The organism is Allobosea sp. TND4EK4 (assembly GCF_900156025.1).
GTDB lineage: Bacteria > Pseudomonadota > Alphaproteobacteria > Rhizobiales > Beijerinckiaceae > Allobosea.
This window is the reverse complement of record NZ_FTMO01000002.1, coordinates 318,933-334,385: the sequence shown is the minus strand read 5'-3', so window position 1 is coordinate 334,385 and position 15,453 is coordinate 318,933. Positions and strand designations below refer to the sequence as shown.

18 protein-coding genes and 1 tRNA gene are annotated in these 15,453 nt (G+C 66.8%); 12 read left to right on the top strand and 7 right to left on the bottom strand.

All coding sequences use genetic code 11. The features are described 5' to 3' along the window. Positions 1-91: 91 nt before the first annotated feature. The gene (locus BW981_RS06560) at positions 92-553 is read left to right on the top strand and encodes a GatB/YqeY domain-containing protein (RefSeq protein WP_076437389.1); all 462 of its coding nucleotides are present in this window, start codon (positions 92-94) and stop codon (positions 551-553) included. A gap of 22 nt (positions 554-575) precedes the next feature. Here the strand turns inward: BW981_RS06560 and BW981_RS23600 are convergent, their stop codons facing one another. The 3 genes from BW981_RS23600 to BW981_RS06550 form a co-directional block, all read right to left on the bottom strand. After that, complete coding sequence (locus BW981_RS23600; protein WP_280174187.1) at positions 576-761, bottom strand: type II toxin-antitoxin system VapC family toxin; 186 nt, start codon at positions 759-761, stop codon at positions 576-578. Then, positions 677-964 carry a type II toxin-antitoxin system VapC family toxin gene (locus tag BW981_RS22995; RefSeq protein ID WP_175624062.1) on the bottom strand — a complete coding sequence of 96 codons (288 nt, stop codon included), beginning with the start codon at positions 962-964 and terminating at the stop codon, positions 677-679. Before BW981_RS22995 ends, BW981_RS23600 begins: the two co-directional genes overlap by 85 nt. A 106-nt stretch (positions 965-1,070) precedes the next feature. Then, a complete protein-coding gene (locus tag BW981_RS06550; RefSeq protein ID WP_083712208.1) occupies positions 1,071-1,235 on the bottom strand; it encodes a type II toxin-antitoxin system VapB family antitoxin in 165 nt (54 codons plus the stop codon). Positions 1,236-1,358: 123 nt separating this feature from the next. Here BW981_RS06550 and dnaG point away from each other — a divergent pair, with 123 nt between their 5' ends. The 3 genes from dnaG (at position 1,359) to BW981_RS06535 (ending at position 5,945) form a co-directional block, all read left to right on the top strand. Further along, complete coding sequence (gene dnaG, locus BW981_RS06545) at positions 1,359-3,257, top strand: DNA primase (RefSeq protein ID WP_076437387.1); 1,899 nt, start codon at positions 1,359-1,361, stop codon at positions 3,255-3,257. A gap of 196 nt (positions 3,258-3,453) precedes the next feature. Continuing rightward, positions 3,454-5,469: an RNA polymerase sigma factor RpoD gene (rpoD, locus tag BW981_RS06540; protein WP_076437386.1), complete on the top strand. Its 2,016-nt coding sequence runs from the start codon at positions 3,454-3,456 to the stop codon at positions 5,467-5,469. 110 nt (positions 5,470-5,579) lie between these two features. Beyond that, positions 5,580-5,945, top strand: coding sequence for a hypothetical protein (locus BW981_RS06535; protein WP_076437384.1), 366 nt, complete (start codon positions 5,580-5,582; stop codon positions 5,943-5,945). A gap of 60 nt (positions 5,946-6,005) precedes the next feature. Here the strand turns inward: BW981_RS06535 and BW981_RS06530 are convergent, their stop codons facing one another. Together BW981_RS06530 and BW981_RS06525 are read right to left on the bottom strand one after the other, a co-directional pair. After that, positions 6,006-6,488 carry an SRPBCC family protein gene (locus tag BW981_RS06530; protein WP_076437383.1) on the bottom strand — a complete coding sequence of 161 codons (483 nt, stop codon included), beginning with the start codon at positions 6,486-6,488 and terminating at the stop codon, positions 6,006-6,008. Further along, positions 6,485-6,829 carry an ArsR/SmtB family transcription factor gene (locus BW981_RS06525; protein ID WP_076437381.1) on the bottom strand — a complete coding sequence of 115 codons (345 nt, stop codon included), beginning with the start codon at positions 6,827-6,829 and terminating at the stop codon, positions 6,485-6,487. The genes BW981_RS06530 and BW981_RS06525 overlap by 4 nt, the downstream gene beginning before the upstream one ends. A gap of 136 nt (positions 6,830-6,965) precedes the next feature. Between BW981_RS06525 and BW981_RS06520 the strand changes: the two genes are divergently transcribed. Continuing rightward, positions 6,966-7,577 carry a LysE family translocator gene (locus BW981_RS06520; protein WP_076437380.1) on the top strand — a complete coding sequence of 204 codons (612 nt, stop codon included), beginning with the start codon at positions 6,966-6,968 and terminating at the stop codon, positions 7,575-7,577. A 2-nt stretch (positions 7,578-7,579) separates the two neighbouring features. Beyond that, a complete protein-coding gene (locus BW981_RS06515) occupies positions 7,580-8,005 on the top strand; it encodes a secondary thiamine-phosphate synthase enzyme YjbQ (RefSeq protein WP_076437378.1) in 426 nt (141 codons plus the stop codon). Positions 8,006-8,014: 9 nt separating this feature from the next. Here the strand turns inward: BW981_RS06515 and BW981_RS06510 are convergent, their stop codons facing one another. Further along, on the bottom strand, positions 8,015-8,266 hold the full coding sequence (locus BW981_RS06510) for a DUF2798 domain-containing protein (protein WP_076437377.1): 252 nt from the start codon (positions 8,264-8,266) through the stop codon (positions 8,015-8,017). Between the two features lie 273 nt (positions 8,267-8,539). Between BW981_RS06510 and BW981_RS06505 the strand changes: the two genes are divergently transcribed. From BW981_RS06505 to BW981_RS06480, 6 genes are all read left to right on the top strand, one after another. After that, on the top strand, positions 8,540-8,830 hold the full coding sequence (locus tag BW981_RS06505) for an HlyU family transcriptional regulator (protein ID WP_076437375.1): 291 nt from the start codon (positions 8,540-8,542) through the stop codon (positions 8,828-8,830). A 104-nt stretch (positions 8,831-8,934) separates the two neighbouring features. Further along, the gene (locus BW981_RS06500; RefSeq protein WP_076437374.1) at positions 8,935-9,495 is read left to right on the top strand and encodes a type 1 glutamine amidotransferase domain-containing protein; all 561 of its coding nucleotides are present in this window, start codon (positions 8,935-8,937) and stop codon (positions 9,493-9,495) included. Positions 9,496-9,655: 160 nt separating this feature from the next. Next, positions 9,656-10,900 carry an MFS transporter gene (locus BW981_RS06495; RefSeq protein WP_076437372.1) on the top strand — a complete coding sequence of 415 codons (1,245 nt, stop codon included), beginning with the start codon at positions 9,656-9,658 and terminating at the stop codon, positions 10,898-10,900. 98 nt (positions 10,901-10,998) lie between these two features. Continuing rightward, on the top strand, positions 10,999-11,424 hold the full coding sequence (locus BW981_RS06490) for an acyl-CoA thioesterase (protein ID WP_076437789.1): 426 nt from the start codon (positions 10,999-11,001) through the stop codon (positions 11,422-11,424). A 289-nt stretch (positions 11,425-11,713) separates the two neighbouring features. Continuing rightward, the gene (locus BW981_RS06485) at positions 11,714-14,119 is read left to right on the top strand and encodes a methyl-accepting chemotaxis protein (protein ID WP_076437371.1); all 2,406 of its coding nucleotides are present in this window, start codon (positions 11,714-11,716) and stop codon (positions 14,117-14,119) included. Between the two features lie 88 nt (positions 14,120-14,207). Next, positions 14,208-14,283 (top strand) — tRNA-Ile (locus tag BW981_RS06480). Positions 14,284-14,324: 41 nt separating this feature from the next. Here the strand turns inward: BW981_RS06480 and adhP are convergent. Continuing rightward, positions 14,325-15,356, bottom strand: a complete 1,032-nt coding sequence (gene adhP, locus BW981_RS06475) for an alcohol dehydrogenase AdhP (RefSeq protein ID WP_076437369.1) — start codon at positions 15,354-15,356, stop codon at positions 14,325-14,327. Positions 15,357-15,453 lie beyond the last annotated feature (97 nt).

Genomic DNA, 15,453 nt, shown 5'->3' with positions numbered 1-15,453 from the left:
CTCCGCCGGTCTGGAACGCGAGCCTTAAAGAGGCGGGCCCGGCCCGTCAATCGAAGCTGGCGCAGGCCGCACACACAAAAAGGAACGACAGATGACGAGCCTGCGCGAGCGCTTCATGCCCGATATGAAGGAGGCGATGAAGGCCGGCGATAAGGACAAGGTGGCCGCGATCCGCTTGATCATCGCAGCGCTGAAGGAAAAGGACATCGAGGCGCGCGGCGCCGGCAAGGGCGAAGCGACGGAGGACGAGATCCTCGGCGTGCTGCAGAAGATGATCAAGCAGCGCCAGGAATCGATCGCGATCTACGACGCCAATGCCCGCCCCGAACTCGCCGATGGCGAGCGGGCCGAGGTCGCGGTCATTTCCGCCTATCTGCCCAAGCAGATGTCGGAGGACGAGGTGAAGGCCGCGATCGACAAGGCCATCGCCGAGACCGGCGCCACCGCCGTGAAGGACATCGGCAAGGTCATCGGCCTGCTGCGGGGCGCCTATGCCGGGCAGATGGATTTCGGCAAGGTCAGCCCGATGGTGAAGGCCGCGCTCGGCGGGTAACGCGCCGCAGTCGGGCGGGCGCTCAAGCCCGCTCGATATCCGTTTCGGAGAAATCCGCGCCTTTGTAGAGCAGCGGCCAGCCCTGGGCCTTCGCCAGCGCATAGGCCGCGCAATCGCCCATGTTCAGGCGCGCCGGGTGCCGGCCCTTGCCGTAGCGAGCATAGGCTTCGAAGGCGAGGTTGGCGTGCGCTTCGACAAAAGGGACGATGTCGATCCCTCGTTGGAGATGAAGTCGTCAAGCCAGTCTCGCGGCAGGCCTTTCGCCCCCGACACGACGAGAAGAGCCTCCAGCAGGTTGACGCTGGACAGAACGCGCCGGTGCGCGAGCGCCAGAATCCGCATGGATTCGGGCCGCTCCGGCTCTCCTGTCAGGCAGGCGATGATCGCGGAGGTGTCGACGACGATGCTCACCACATTCCGTTCTCATCGTAGCCGATGATGGCGTCCATTTCGTCCTTGGTCATGGACCGTTCGGGTGGTTCAACTCCGTACTTGCGATCGAGAGCGTCCATTCGCTTCATCGCCTCCGCCACGCGCCGCGCCTTTTCCTCTCGGACAATTCGTCCTTGCCGAGCTCGCTCCTGACGGCCTGGCGCACGGCCTCGGTCAAGCTCAGGCCGCAGCGGCGCGCGAGCAGGCGCATGGCCTCCTCGGTTTCGCGGTCCTTGATGTTGAGCGCCATGGCTTTCTTCCTTTTTCGCCCTTTTCTTTGTCACGAAGGGGCTGCTGTGGATATGTCGGCCAAGTGCCGCGCGACGCTGCAGGCCGCTTGGCAAGCGGCGGCCGAGGGCTCAGATAGAACCCCATGAAGTTCCCGCCCTCCATCCTCGAGGAGATCAAGGCGCGGCTGCCGGTTTCGGCGGTCGTGGGCAAGCGCGTGCGCCTGCAGAAATCGGGGCGTGAATGGAAGGGGCTCTCGCCCTTCAACGCCGAGAAGACGCCCTCCTTCTTCGTCAACGACCAGAAGGCCTCCTTCTTCGATTTCTCCTCGGGCAAGAACGGCGACATCTTCAAATTCGTGATGGAGACAGAGGGGCTTTCCTTCCCGGAGGCGGTCGAGAAGCTGGCGGGCGAAGCCGGGGTGACGCTGCCGAAGATCAGCCAGGAGGCGCAGGTCCAGGAGGAGCGGCGCAAGGGGCTGCACGAGGTGGTGGAACTCGCGGCGCAGTTCTTCGAGGCGCAGCTGACGGGCGAGCGCGGCGCCGCCGCGCGGCGCTATCTCTCGACCCGCGGGCTCGACGGGGAGGCGCGCACGCGCTTTCGTCTGGGCTACGGTCCGGCCGATCGCTTCGCCTTGCGCGACCATCTCGCAGCCAAGGGCGTTCCGGCCGAGCTGATGATGGAGGCGGGGCTGCTGGTGCATGGCGAGGAGATCGCCGTCCCTTACGACCGCTTCCGCGACCGTATCATGTTCCCGATCCATGACGTTCGGGGCCGCGTGATCGCCTTCGGCGGGCGGGCGATGAGCGCGGAGGTCTCGGCGAAGTACCTGAACTCGCCGGAAACGCCGCTCTTCCACAAGGGCTCTCTGCTGTTCAACCATCACAATGCCCGCAAGGCGGCCCATGACACGGGCCAGGTGATCGTCGTCGAGGGCTATGTCGATGTGATCGCGATGGCGCTGTCGGGCTTCCCGCAGACGGTGGCGCCGCTCGGCACGGCGCTGACGGAGGACCAGCTCGGCCTGCTCTGGCGCATGGCGGACGAGCCGGTGATCTGCCTCGATGGCGACAAGGCCGGCCGGAAGGCCGCGAGTCGGGCGATCGATCTGGCGCTGCCGCTGCTCGAACCCGGCAAGTCGCTCTCCTTCGCGCTGCTGCCGGACGGGCAGGACCCGGACGATCTGGCGCGTTCCGGCGGCAAGTCGGCGATCGCGGAGGTCCTGGCCGCGGCGCGCCCGCTCGCCGACATGCTGTGGCAGCGCGAGGTCGAGGCCGGCCCGCTCGATACCCCGGAGCGACGCGCCGCCTTCGAGCGCCGGCTGAAGGAGCCGCTGGGCCAGATCCGCGACGAGGCGACCCGCCGGCATTATCGCCGCGAGATGGACGAGCGGCTGGCCCAGCTCTTCGCGAGCGCCGCGCCGGCCCGGCCCGAGCGGGGAAACGGAGGCTTCCAGCGCGGCAAGGGCAGCTTCTCGGGCGGCGGGCGCGGCGGCAGCTTCCGGCAGGTGCCGCCCTGGCTCGCCGGCCCGCTGCGGGCTTCGAGCGCGCTCACCCAGTCGCGGATGATCGCCAGGGTTCGCGGCGAGGACCAGCGCGAGGCCTTCATTCTGCTGGCTCTGGCCAGCCATCCCGAGCTGATCCTGCGTTGCCTCGACGACATCGCCGAGCTCTCGCTCGACGGGCCGGCGGCCGAGCGCGTGCGCCAGGCGCTGCTCGACGCGGTCGATGAAAGCCTCGACCGGGAGCGTCTCGCCGAGCGGCTGGCGCAGCCGCGGGTGAGGGAGGCCTACAGCCAGTTGCTGGCTGTCACGGGGCCGGCCGAGCGCCTGAAACTGGCGCAAGGCGCTGATCCTGAATCGGTTTTCGACTCGATTCATCAGGCCGTCGTCTTGCATCAGCGCGCGCGGACGCTAAATAGCGAGTTGCGAGCAGCCGAGCGTGCATTGGCTGACGAAGCGACCGAAGCCAATTTCGCCTGGATCAAGGACGTCAAGGCCCGCCTCGAAACGATCGAGGGCATCGAGGCCATGTCCGAGGATTGAAGCGCCGGGCCTTGGTGGTCGCTGCCCGTCGATGTGCGCGAAGGCCTCGGGTGGTTCACGATTCGTCAACGAGGTCGGGTGCCATCTGCGAACGAGTGATTTGGGTGGGTGAGCGCGCCGGGCCTGCGGTCGCGCCGCCCTTTTATGCGTCGGTATATGGCCACGGCCATTCCGGCGCAGGAGCGGAGCGCTATTGATGGCGACGAAAGCGAGCGAACGGGACAAGACCGATCAGGTTGCGCCGGATGCCCCTCCGACCACCGACGGTCCCCTGCTCGACCTGACGGATCAGGCCGTCAGGCGGATGATCAAGCTCGCGAAGAAGCGCGGCTATGTCACCTATGACGAACTGAACGAAGTGCTGCCCTCGGAGGAGTTCTCGTCCGAGCAGATCGAGGACGTGCTCGGCCAGCTCAGCGAGCAGGGCATCAACGTCGTCGACAACGAGGATCCGGAAGCCGCCGGCGAGGACCGCGCCAACCGCAAGGAAGGCGCCGCGGCCGGCGACGAGGACGAGGTCGAGGGCGGCGACCTGGTCGAGGCCTCGCGCCAGACCCTGCCGACGGAAACCAAGCGCAATCTCGAACCGACCGAGCGCACCGACGATCCGGTGCGGATGTATCTGCGCGAGATGGGCTCGGTCGAGCTGCTCTCCCGCGAGGGCGAGATCGCGATCGCCAAGCGCATCGAGGCCGGCCGCGAGGCGATGATCGCAGGGCTCTGCGAGAGCCCGCTGACCTTCCAGGCGATCATCATCTGGCGCGACGAGCTGGTGGACGGCAAGGTTCTGCTGCGCGACATCATCGATCTCGAGGCGACCTATGCTGGCCCGGACGGCAAGAACCCGGTCGTAGCCGGCGAGGAGGGCGCAGAGGAGGCCGAGGCCGCCGAGACTCCGGAGGGGGAGACCCCGCCGGACATGGACGACGACGACATGGAGAACAACGTGTCGCTTTCGGCCATGGAGGCCGAGCTCAAGCCGCGCGTTCTGGAAACCTTCAACGCCATCGCCGACGACTACAAGAAGCTGCGCCGCCTGCAGGACCAGGACATTGCCGGCCGGCTGGAGAACGCCAAGCTCTCCCCCTCGCAGGACCGCAAATACAAGAAGCTCAAGGACGACATCATCACCGCGGTGAAGTCGCTCTCGCTCAACAACAACCGCATCGAGGCGCTGGTCGAGCAGCTCTACGACATCAACAAGCGCCTGATCGGCCATGAGACGCGCCTGCTGCGGCTTGCCGAGAGCTATGGCGTCGGCCGCGAGGACTTCCTCAAGCAGCATGTCGGTGGCGAGCTCGATCCGAAATGGGTCCTGCGCGTCTCCAAGCTGGGCTCGCGCGGCTGGAAGGAATTCGTCGCCGCCGAGAAGGACCGGATCAAGGATCTGCGGGAGGAGGTGCACACGCTCGCCTCCGAGACGGGCCTGGAAATCCAGGAGTTCCGCAAGATCGTGCTGATGGTCCAGAAGGGCGAGCGCGAGGCGCGTCAGGCGAAGAAGGAGATGATCGAGGCAAACTTGCGTCTCGTGATCTCGATCGCCAAGAAATACACCAATCGCGGCCTGCAGTTCCTCGACCTGATCCAGGAAGGGAATATCGGCCTGATGAAGGCGGTCGACAAGTTCGAGTACCGCCGCGGCTACAAGTTCTCCACCTACGCGACCTGGTGGATCCGCCAGGCGATCACCCGCTCGATCGCCGACCAGGCCCGCACGATCCGTATCCCCGTCCACATGATCGAGACGATCAACAAGATCGTGCGGACCTCGCGCCAGATGCTGCACGAGATCGGCCGCGAGCCGACGCCTGAGGAACTGGCCGAGAAGCTCGCCATGCCGCTGGAGAAGGTGCGCAAGGTCCTCAAGATCGCCAAGGAGCCGATCTCGCTGGAGACCCCGATCGGCGACGAAGAGGACAGCCATCTCGGCGACTTCATCGAGGACAAGAACGCGATCCTGCCGATCGACGCGGCGATCCAGAGCAACCTGCGCGAGACCACGACGCGCGTGCTCGCCTCGCTCACCCCGCGCGAGGAGCGCGTGCTGCGCATGCGCTTCGGCATCGGCATGAACACCGACCACACGCTCGAAGAGGTCGGCCAGCAGTTCAGCGTCACCCGCGAGCGCATCCGCCAGATCGAGGCGAAGGCGCTCCGCAAGCTGAAGCATCCGAGCCGGAGCCGGAAGCTCAGGAGCTTCCTGGACAATTGAGGTCGTTCAACCTTCTGTCTTCAAAGGGCGCTCCGGCGCCCTTTTTCACAAAACGTTATCAAGGAACGCGAATACTCCGGGCTCGGACTGTCGGAACGGGCAGGGGCACAATGGCTTTGACACGCGGACAATGGATCGCGAGCGTCCTGCTGTCGCTGGTTCTGGCGTTCCCCATGACAACGCTCATCTCGTCGATGGTGATCTTCCCGATCTTGGCCTTCGGGCTCCTGGCCCTGATGGCCAATACCGGCCCAATCTTGCTGATCATCGTCGCGGGCTTGCGCCGCTTCGGCTGGGCCCCGGATTGGCCCCGCCTCCTTCCCATGTGGCAAGCCTCGGCCATCCTCTGGATTGGCTGTGCCTACGGCTTGTCGCATTGGGGCGATGTCGGTTCGAGCATCGGCGCGAAAAACAGTTCCTATCTCAAGATGCTGTTCGCGCCGTGGCTCTTCCTCGCAGGCCAGCCAATTGTGTAAGGCGCCGGCAACGCCGGGACTGAGCTAGGCGTCATAGACCGGCGAGGCAGGCCGCCTCCCTCACATCCCCTTCACCAGCGCCACCAACTGGTCGAGCGCCGTGCCCCAGCCCTGCTGGAAGCCCATCTCCTCGTGCTGCTTGCGGCCAGCCTCGTCCTTGTGCAGGGCGCGGGCGGTGTAGAGCGTTCCGATCGCCGTCGGCTCGATTTCGATCAAGGCGGTCATGAAGCCGGAGCCCAGCGGGCGGTAGCCGGGGCCGAGCGCGTCGGTGAAGACCAGCAGCGTCTCGGGGACGACGAAGAGAAAACAGCCGGTGCTGTCGTGCTTCTCGCCATTGGGGCCCTCCATCACGGTGCGGAATTGGCCGCCGGGGCGCAGGTCGATCTCGCAATGCGTGGTGCGCCAGGGGGCCGGCGTGAACCATTGCTTGAGCAGGGCCGGCTCGGTCCAGGCACGCCAGACCAGATGCGGCGGCACCGCGACCTCGCGCTTGAGTTCGAGATCGAGCGCCGGGTCGAAGGCGGCGGCGGGCAGGGTCGTCATGGGCGTTCCTCGTCATTTTTCAGTTGCAGGACGAAGGCGTCGAGCTGGTCCAGGCGCTGCGTCCAGAGGTTGCGCTGCGCCTCCAGCCAGGTTTCGGCGGCGGCGAGAGGCTCCCGGCACAGGGAGCAGGTGCGCACACGCCCGGATTTCGCCGTGGTGACGAGCCCGCTCTCCTCCAGGACCTTGAGGTGCTGAAGGAAGCTCGGAAGCGCCATTTCGAAAGGCCGGGCGAGTTCGCTGACCGAGGCCGGCCCCCGCCCCAAAGCCTGCACCACCGCGCGCCGGGTCGGATCGGCCAGGGCGCGGAAGGTGTCGTCGAGGGCGGGGGGCGTCGCGGACATGGCGCGATCCAAGCCCAGAAAAATACTTAGGTCAATACCTAAGCTTTATGGTCGCGGGCGGATAGGCCCGGCAGCGGGGTTGATCCCGGCCGCGGCTTGCGGCTTGCTGGCCGCTGCTCCCCGGAGGCTTGCGCCCATGTCCCCCGAATTCCTGCTCACCTCCCTGATCATCGTCGCCTCGCCGGGCACCGGCGCGCTCTACACCATCGCCGCCGGGCTCACGCGCGGCTCGCGGGCCAGCCTGCTCGCGGCCTTCGCCTGCACCCTCGGCATCGTGCCGCATCTGCTCGCGGCGATGCTGGGGCTGGCGGCGCTGCTGCATGCCAGCGCGCTCGCCTTCGCGGTCGTGAAATATGCCGGCGTCGCCTATCTGCTGTTCATGGCCTGGCAGACGCTGCAGGAGCATGGCGCGCTTTCGGTCGATACCAGGCCGGATGCGCGCTCTGCCTGGCGGGTGCTGCGCGACGGGCTGGCGCTCAACCTGCTCAATCCCAAGCTCTCGATCTTCTTCGTCGCCTTCCTGCCCCAGTTCATCGCAGCCGACGGGGCGGGCCCGATGGCGCGGATGCTGGAATTGTCGGGCGTCTTCATGGCGATGACCTTCGTGGTCTTCGCGCTTTACGGCGCTTTCGCCGCAGCGATGCGGGACAAGGTGGTGAGCCGCCCGGCGGTGATGGCCTGGCTCAGGCGCAGCTTCGCGGCCGCCTTCGTCGCGCTCGGGGCCAAGCTCGCCCTGACGGAGCGTTGAACTTGGCCCGCCAGACGCTTCTGACGGTCGAGACGCGCGGGCCCGGCCTTTACGAGTTCACGCGCCGGGCCGACGCGTTCCTGCGCGAGGGCGGGGAGGAGAGCGGGCTGATGACGGTCTTCGTCCGCCACACCTCCTGCTCGCTGCTGATCCAGGAGAACGCCGATCCGGACGTGCAGCGCGATCTCGACGCCTTCTTCCGCAGGCTGGTGCCATCGGCGGACGATCCGGCGATGGATTATCTCGTCCACCGGGCGGAGGGTCCGGACGACATGCCCGCCCATATCAAGGCGGCGCTGAGCCCGGTCAGCCTCTCGATTCCGGTGATGGGCGGGCGGCTGATGCTCGGCACCTGGCAGGGCCTCTACCTGTTCGAGCATCGCGTGCGCCCGCATCGCCGCGAGGTGGTTCTGCACCTCGCGGCGTGAGCAGGCTTCTCAGGCGGGTGGCGCCACCACGAGCGCGACCATCCTGCGGACCAAGGGCAGGATGACCAGGAGCGTCGGGAAGGCGACGAGCCAGGACAGGCCCCAGGAGATGGGCCAGACCCTGAGCAGATCGGGGCCGAAGCCCAGCGCCTTGAGGGTTGCGATGCCCGAGACCACGAAGGTCATCAGCACCGAGAGGATGAGCGGCATCACCACCGCGCCGTAGCGGGCAGGGAGCTTGCGGTATCCAGATCGTGACATGGGTTAGGTCTTTCGCAAGCGGCAGGCCATCGATGAGCATCCTGACGGCCGAGCCGAGGAGGATGCGTTGCCTGACGTGAGACGCTTACGAACGGGCATGGACCCGATGAGGGCTCCATAATCCAAGCCCTTGCCCTTGCCAAGATGCTGCTGGCCACGGGGAGGCCGCTCTGGTGGCGCTCGTGCCGGCGCTTGGCAGGAGGGATGCGGGCGACTACTTCTCCCTGCATCGACGATCATGGGCCAATCTGTTCGGGCCGGAGGAGTGCCGCGATGTCCTTCCTGAAATCGCTGTTCGGCGGCGGGCGCAAGCCGGCCGAGGAGAAGCCCGCCGGCCCGGTCAAGAGCATCGAGCACAACGGTTTCACCATCCATGCGACGCCCTACAAGGAAGAGGGCGGCTATCAGCTCTGCGGCGTGATCGAGAAGGTCGTCGAGGGCGAGACGAAGAGCCACCGCTTCATCCGCGCCGACCGCTTTCCGGGAGAAGAAGACGCGGCGAACTTCACCCTGACCAAGGGGCAGCAGATCGTCGATACGGAAGGCGAGCGCATCTTCCGCTGAGGTCATCTGCGAGCGCGAGACACGCGCGCGACCTTTTGTCCGGGAACGCTTCGGGCCGCCGGCTGTTCACCTGAACACATCCCCATCAAGTTCAGGAGAACGCCATGAGCGATCTGGCCGGTAAGAAAATCGCGATTCTCGCCACCAACGGCTTCGAGCAGTCGGAGCTCGACGTGCCGCATGCCGCGCTGAAGAAGGCCGGCGCCATCGTCGAGATCGTCTCGCCGGAGCAGGGCGAGATCAAGGGCTGGGACCAGAAGGATTGGGGCCGGCCGGTGAAGGTCGACCGCGCGCTGGACCAGGCTCGCGCCGATGATTACGACGCCATCGTGCTGCCGGGCGGGCAGATGAACCCCGACACGCTGCGCGGCAACGACAAGGCGCTGGCGCTGATCAAGAGCTTCTTCGAGCAGGGCAAGGTGGTCGCCGCCGTCTGCCACGCGCCGTGGCTGCTGATCGACACCGGCATCGCCAAGGGCCGCAGGCTCACCTCCTACAAGACGATCAAGCAGGACATGATCAATGCCGGTGCGCAGTGGGAGGACAGCGAAGTCGTCACCGACAAGGGCGTCGTGACCTCGCGCAATCCGAACGACCTGCCGGCCTTCGTCGCCAAGATCATCGAGGAAGTGAACGAGGGACGCCACGAGCGCCGCGCCGCCTGACCCGGCCTGTATCACCCGGTCTGCATCTCCGGAAGCCGCGGCCCTCGGGCTGCGGCTTTCTTGCGAAACGCATTCCTCGCCTGTGTCGGCGGCAGTTGTTCTCGCGCCGTTAGCTGCTAAGCCTCGGCTTGAAGGCCGCGAGAGCCAGCGCCGAGGAAACATGGCCCCGAACGACGATGCGGCGCGCTATGCGCCCGATTCTTCTTATGCCTGGCTGCGGCTCGCCGTCGCGCTGCTCGTCGGGACGGCCGCCTGCGTCGGCACATGGTCCGTGGTCGTGGTGCTGCCTTCGGTGCAGCAGGAGTTCGATACGCTGCGCGCGGGAGCGGCGCTGCCCTATACCTGCGTGATGCTGGGCTTCGGCTTCGGCAACATCGCGATGGGGCGCATCGCCGACCGCTACGGCATCCTCGTGCCGATCGTTCTGGGAGCGCTGCTGCTGGGCCTTGGCTACATGGTCGCGGGGCTGACTCAGACGCTCTGGCAGTTCGCGCTGGTCCATCTTTTCATCGGCGTCGGCGGCGGAGCGGGCTTCTCACCCCTGATCGCCGACCTCTCGCATTGGTTTCGGCGGCATCGCGGACTGGCCGTGGTGTTCGGCGCTTCCGGCAGCTACCTCGCCGGCGTGATCTGGCCGCAGGTGATCACCTGGGGCGTGGCGCATCACGGCTGGCGCGCGACGCATATCGGGATCGGCATCGCCGTGCTGGCGGTGATGCTGCCTCTGGCGGGTTTCTTCCGACGGCGGCCTTCGGCCGCGAGCCTCGCGGCCGCCGAAGCGGCCAGCGCCGGGGCGCGGGGCGATCTGGGTCTTTCGCCGAACCAGCTGCAATGGCTGCTCGCCGTCGCCGGCTTTTCCTGCTGTGTCGCGATGGCGATGCCGCAGGTCCATCTCGTCGCCTATTGCGGCGACCTTGGCTATGGCGTCGCGCGCGGCGCGGAGATGCTCTCGCTGATGCTGGCGCTCGGAATCGTCAGCCGCATCGGCTCGGGCTTCGTCGCGGACCGCATCGGCGGGGCGGCGACGCTGGCGCTGGGCTCGCTGATGCAGGGGCTGGCGCTCTTTCTCTATCTCTGGTTCGACGGGCTGACCTCGCTCTTCATCGTGACGGGCATCTTCGGGCTGTTCCAGGGCGGCATCGTGCCGATGTACGCGGTGATCATCCGCGAATACCTGCCGGCGCGGGAGGCGGGGACCCGCATCGGCATCGTCATGTCCGCGACGATCCTCGGCATGGCCTTCGGCGGCTATGTCTCCGGCGCGATCTTCGACGCCTTCGCCTCCTATCGCGCGGCCTTCCTGAACGGGCTGGCCTGGAACCTGCTTAACCTCGCGATCGTCTGCTGGCTGATGATGCGGGCGCGGCGCGCGGCGGCGGGCGGCGCAACGCCGGCCGCGGCCTGAGCAGGGGCCTTTTCGCCTGCGGCGGTTGATGGCGTTCGCGCTTGCCGCTACCGACGATGGCCGGACGCGGGGCGCGCTGCGGGGCGAGGAGAGGCATGATGGACGAGGTCGGTGTCACACGGGACGAGGCCCCTCGCGGCCAGCTGACGGTTCGCGTCAATGCGATGCCGGCAGATACCAATGCCAATGGCGACATCTTCGGCGGCTGGGTGATGTCGCGCATGGATGCTGCCGGCGGCATCGCCGGCGTGGACAGGGCGCAAGGGCGCGTCGTCACCGTTGCGGTGGAGGCAATGACCTTCATCCATCCGGTCAAGGTCGGCGACGTGCTCAGCGTCTATACCGAGATCGAATCGGTTGGCCGGACCTCGATGCGCATCCATATCGAGGCTTGGGCGAAGCGCTTCAGGACCACGCTGCACGAGAAGGTCACCGATGCGACCTTCACCTTCGTCGCGATCGATGAGGAGGGGCGCCCGCGGCCGGTGCCGCGGGAAGAGACCACGGACGAACCGAAAACCTAACGTTAGGTCAATCAGAGTGAATCCAGATTGATTCAAAACGGGCCAAGTTTAAACGTTCTTTAAGCGCAGTTGCGCATCTTTCCTCGACAAGCCGGGTCAAGCCGGCGCGGGGAAAATCCTTCATGTCCGTTCGACGCTGCATGCGGTTCCAGCCGCCCGGCCACCCCGCCGGGAGGATGAGGATTCGCGTGCCGGCCGCAACGGAATCGCCCTTTTCCCGGTTGGCGGACACACCGCCTCCGAGCCGCTGAATCCTTCTTCTCGCGTCGCGTAATGCGGAGACGACCTCATGACGAATGCCAAGCCAGCGCGTGAGCGCAAGCCGATGCGGATCGGCATCGCGACCCGCATCTATGCGGCGCTGGGCACGCTGACCGCGCTGACGATCGTCTCGACCGGCGTCGCGTTCCTGTCCTACCAGCGCGTCGAGACGACGGTCGACGATCTCGTCGAGCAGAAGATGCCGGTGGTCCAGCTCGCGCTCGAGCTGTCGCAGGCCGCAACGCAGTCGACCGCGCTCGCCGCCCGCTTCAGCGAGGTCGCGACGGTCCAGCAGCGCTCGGCCCTGACCGGCGAGCTCGACAAGGTCGAGTCGCGGCAGATGGATTTGCTGCGTCGCATCTCCCAGCAGGGCAAGGTCGACCAGTCGAAGACGCAGAAGGCGATCGACGCGCTCTCGCGGGAGATCAACGACATCAACGATCTCACAGGCGACCGCCTGCGTAACGGCGCCGACCAGGTGACGGCGCTTGCCAACCTGACCAAGGCCCGCGACGCTTTCAGCAGCATCGCCGACTTCGAGACTTCCGACGCACAGTTCAACCTCAAGATGGGCATCTCCAGCGCCGCTCAGGTGTCCAGCGACCAGGTCGAGGCCGCGGTCAACCAGATCATCGACAAGGATCTGGCCCTGGTCTCGTCGCTGCAGGCCCTGCAGCTCCAGACGAGCGAACTCGTCGGCCTGCTGCGCGAGATCTCCCAGGTGGACAGCCCGGTGCGCTTCGGGCAGCTCAAGACGCAGCTCAATGCCAATATCAAGCGCCTGATGGCCCTGCTCTCCGATGCCGAAGCCCTGCGGCAGAATCCCGAGCGGTCCAAGGCCGTGCAGGCGATCGTCAACCTGAGCGCCGACCGCAACGGCGTCGTCGCCATCCGCGACCGCGAACTCGAGACGCGTGCCGGCATGGACAAGGGGCTGGAGCAGACCCGCGCTGCGGCCGACGCCGTTCGTCACGAGGTGGACCAGCTCGTCACCGCCTCGCGCAACGGCGCTGCGGCGACCAGCGCTTCGACCAGTGAGATGATCCAGCAGAGCAAGATGTGGCTGGGAGTCATCGGGGCAGGCTCGCTGCTGATCGCGCTTGCGCTGGCGCTGCTCTATGTGCGGCCGGCGATCGTTGGGCGTCTCAACCGTCTGTGGGGCGCGACGCGCGCGATCGCCGACGGGGCCCTCGAGACCGTCGTCGATACCCGCGGCAACGACGAAATCTCCGACATCTCGAAGAGCGTCCTGCTCTTCCGGGACAATGCGGTGGCGCTGCGCGCCGCCGAGGCCGCCAAGCTCGAGGACGAGCAGCGGTCGCAGGAGCAGCGCCGCCAGATGATGCAGGAACTCGGCGAGGCCTTCGGCGTCGTCGTCGCCGCCGCCGCCGCCGGCGACTTCAGCCAGCGGGTCGCGGCGCAGTTCGCCGATCCGGAGCTCAATGCGCTCGCCGGCTCGGTCAACGAGCTGCTCGGGACCGTCCAGTCGGGCCTGTCCGAGACTTGCAACGTGCTGGCCGAACTTTCGGCCGGCCACCTCTCCACCCGCATCGAGGGTCTCTATCAAGGCGCCTTCGCCGAGCTCAAGGACGGTACGAACGCGCTGGCCGACGAGTTCGAGAGCACGCTGGCGCGTCTGTCGGAGACCGTCTCTGCCGTGCGCAGCGCCACGAGCGAAATTCTCGACGGCGTGACGGATCTCGCCGAGCGGACGAGCGAGGAGAGCAACGCCGTCTCGATGGCGACGAACCAGCTCGGCGCCTTCGCCGGCACCGTCAAGAAGACCGCGAGCGAGGCCGCGCAGGCGACCGGCATGGCCCAGAACGCCGAGGAGCGGGCCCAGCAGGGCGAGAAGGTGGTCGCCTCCGCGCTGGAAGCGATGCAGCGCATCCGGCAGTCCTCAAGCAAGATCTCGGAGGTCATCGCGATGATCGACGAGATCGCCTTCCAGACCAACCTGCTGGCGCTGAACGCCGCCGTCGAAGCCGCCCGTGCCGGCGATGCCGGCAAGGGGTTTGCGGTGGTCGCCACCGAGGTCCGCAGCCTCGCCAAGCGCTCGGCCGACGCGTCGAACGACGTCAAGAAGCTCGTCGAGGCCGCCCATGGCGACGTCAAGGTCGGCGTCGGCCTCGTCGAGGAAACCTCGGCGATGTTCGGCGCGATCGTCGGTTCGGTGAATGAGCTGACCGGTCTGATGAACGGCATCTCGCAGACGGCCCGCAGCCAGGCGAGCGACGTCTCGGCGATCAACACCGAGATCGACGGCATCGGCACGATGGCGCACCAGAATGCGGCGCTGGTCGAGGAGACCAACGCGGCGCTGGCGCTGACCGACGAACAGACCCGCGCCCTCACCGAGCACATCGCCCGCTTCCAGTTCCGCGAGGGCCACGCCGCCCATAGCGAAGGCCAGAATCTGGCGCACGCGGCCTGATCCCGGCCTCAGGAAACGACACAGTGAGGAGCCCCGCGGCGCATGCCGCGGGGCTTTTCTTTTTTCCGGGATGCTGTAGGCGAGGAGCGGGCCGGTAGCTCAATGGTTAGAGCTCGCTGCTCATAACAGCGCCGGTGCCGGTTCGAGTCCGGCCCGGCCCACCACTTCCGTTGAGGACAGCGAACCGACCGACCCCCGCGGTCTATCAGGCGGCGAGATCGAGCACGACGCGGCCTTCGATCTGGCCCTTGTGCATCCGCTCGAAGACATCGTTGATGTCCTCGAGCCTGGCGGTCTCCACCGTCGCCTTGACCTTCCCATCGGCCGCGAAGTCGAGCGATTCCTGCAGGTCGAGCCGCGTACCGACGATCGAGCCGCGCACGGTGATGCCGTTCAGGACCATCCCGAAGATGTCGAGCGGGAAGCCGCCCGGCGGCAGGCCGTTGAGCGCGATCGTGCCGCCGCGCGCGACCATGCCGATCGCCTGTTCGAAGGCCTTGGGGCTGACCGCCGTGACGAGCACGCCCTGCACGCCGCCGCCGGTCTCGCGGCGGATGACGGTCCGCGGGTCCTCGTTGCGGGCATTGACCGTGACGGTCGCGCCCAGCCGCCTGGCGAGATCGAGCTTCGCGTCGTCGATGTCGACGGCCGCGACGTTGAGGCCCATGGCCTTGGCGTATTGCACCGCCATGTGGCCGAGCCCGCCGATGCCGGAGATCGCGACCCAGTCGCCGGGCTTGGTGTCGGTGACCTTGAGCCCCTTATAGACCGTGACACCGGCGCAGAGCACCGGGGCGATTTCGGTGAAGGATATGTTCTTCGGCAGGTGGCCGACGAAGTTGGGGTCCGCGACGACATAGTCCGCGAAACCGCCATTCACCGAATAGCCGGTGTTCTGCTGCGTCTCGCACAACGTTTCCCAGCCGCCGAGGCAGTGCCGGCAATGGCCGCAGGCGGTGTAAAGCCAGGGCACGCCGACACGGTCGCCCTCCTTGACGTGCTTGACGCCCGCGCCCACCGCCGAGACGAAGCCGACGCCTTCATGGCCGGGGATGAAGGGCGGGTTGGGCTTCACCGGCCAGTCGCCCTCTGCGGCATGAAGGTCGGTATGGCAGACCCCGGAGGCCTTGATCGCGACCTGGATCATGCCTGGGCCGGGCTCGGGTACCGGCACCTCGTCGATCGTCAACGGCTTGCCGAACATCCGCACAACGGCGGCCTTCATCGTCCTGGCCATAGCTGGACCCTCCATCTGGAATGGTTCGGAACGTCGGACGCGATCCCGACTCCGGTGCGCGATAAACTATGAGCCCGCAGACGGAAGAGGCGCTTGA

What these genes read in the sequence shown, in the direction of transcription:
- BW981_RS06560 (WP_076437389.1), top strand. Translation starts at nt 92, where the DNA reads ATGACGAGCCTGCGCGAGCGCTTCATGCCCGATATGAAGGAGGCGATG.
- BW981_RS06550 (WP_083712208.1), bottom strand. Translation starts at nt 1,235, where the DNA reads ATGGCGCTCAACATCAAGGACCGCGAAACCGAGGAGGCCATGCGCCTG.
- dnaG (WP_076437387.1), top strand. Translation starts at nt 1,359, where the DNA reads ATGAAGTTCCCGCCCTCCATCCTCGAGGAGATCAAGGCGCGGCTGCCG.
- rpoD (WP_076437386.1), top strand. Translation starts at nt 3,454, where the DNA reads ATGGCGACGAAAGCGAGCGAACGGGACAAGACCGATCAGGTTGCGCCG.
- BW981_RS06535 (WP_076437384.1), top strand. Translation starts at nt 5,580, where the DNA reads ATGGCTTTGACACGCGGACAATGGATCGCGAGCGTCCTGCTGTCGCTG.
- BW981_RS06530 (WP_076437383.1), bottom strand. Translation starts at nt 6,488, where the DNA reads ATGACGACCCTGCCCGCCGCCGCCTTCGACCCGGCGCTCGATCTCGAA.
- BW981_RS06525 (WP_076437381.1), bottom strand. Translation starts at nt 6,829, where the DNA reads ATGTCCGCGACGCCCCCCGCCCTCGACGACACCTTCCGCGCCCTGGCC.
- BW981_RS06520 (WP_076437380.1), top strand. Translation starts at nt 6,966, where the DNA reads ATGTCCCCCGAATTCCTGCTCACCTCCCTGATCATCGTCGCCTCGCCG.
- BW981_RS06510 (WP_076437377.1), bottom strand. Translation starts at nt 8,266, where the DNA reads ATGTCACGATCTGGATACCGCAAGCTCCCTGCCCGCTACGGCGCGGTG.
- BW981_RS06505 (WP_076437375.1), top strand. Translation starts at nt 8,540, where the DNA reads ATGTCCTTCCTGAAATCGCTGTTCGGCGGCGGGCGCAAGCCGGCCGAG.
- BW981_RS06500 (WP_076437374.1), top strand. Translation starts at nt 8,935, where the DNA reads ATGAGCGATCTGGCCGGTAAGAAAATCGCGATTCTCGCCACCAACGGC.
- BW981_RS06495 (WP_076437372.1), top strand. Translation starts at nt 9,656, where the DNA reads ATGGCCCCGAACGACGATGCGGCGCGCTATGCGCCCGATTCTTCTTAT.
- BW981_RS06490 (WP_076437789.1), top strand. Translation starts at nt 10,999, where the DNA reads ATGGACGAGGTCGGTGTCACACGGGACGAGGCCCCTCGCGGCCAGCTG.
- BW981_RS06485 (WP_076437371.1), top strand. Translation starts at nt 11,714, where the DNA reads ATGACGAATGCCAAGCCAGCGCGTGAGCGCAAGCCGATGCGGATCGGC.
- adhP (WP_076437369.1), bottom strand. Translation starts at nt 15,356, where the DNA reads ATGGCCAGGACGATGAAGGCCGCCGTTGTGCGGATGTTCGGCAAGCCG.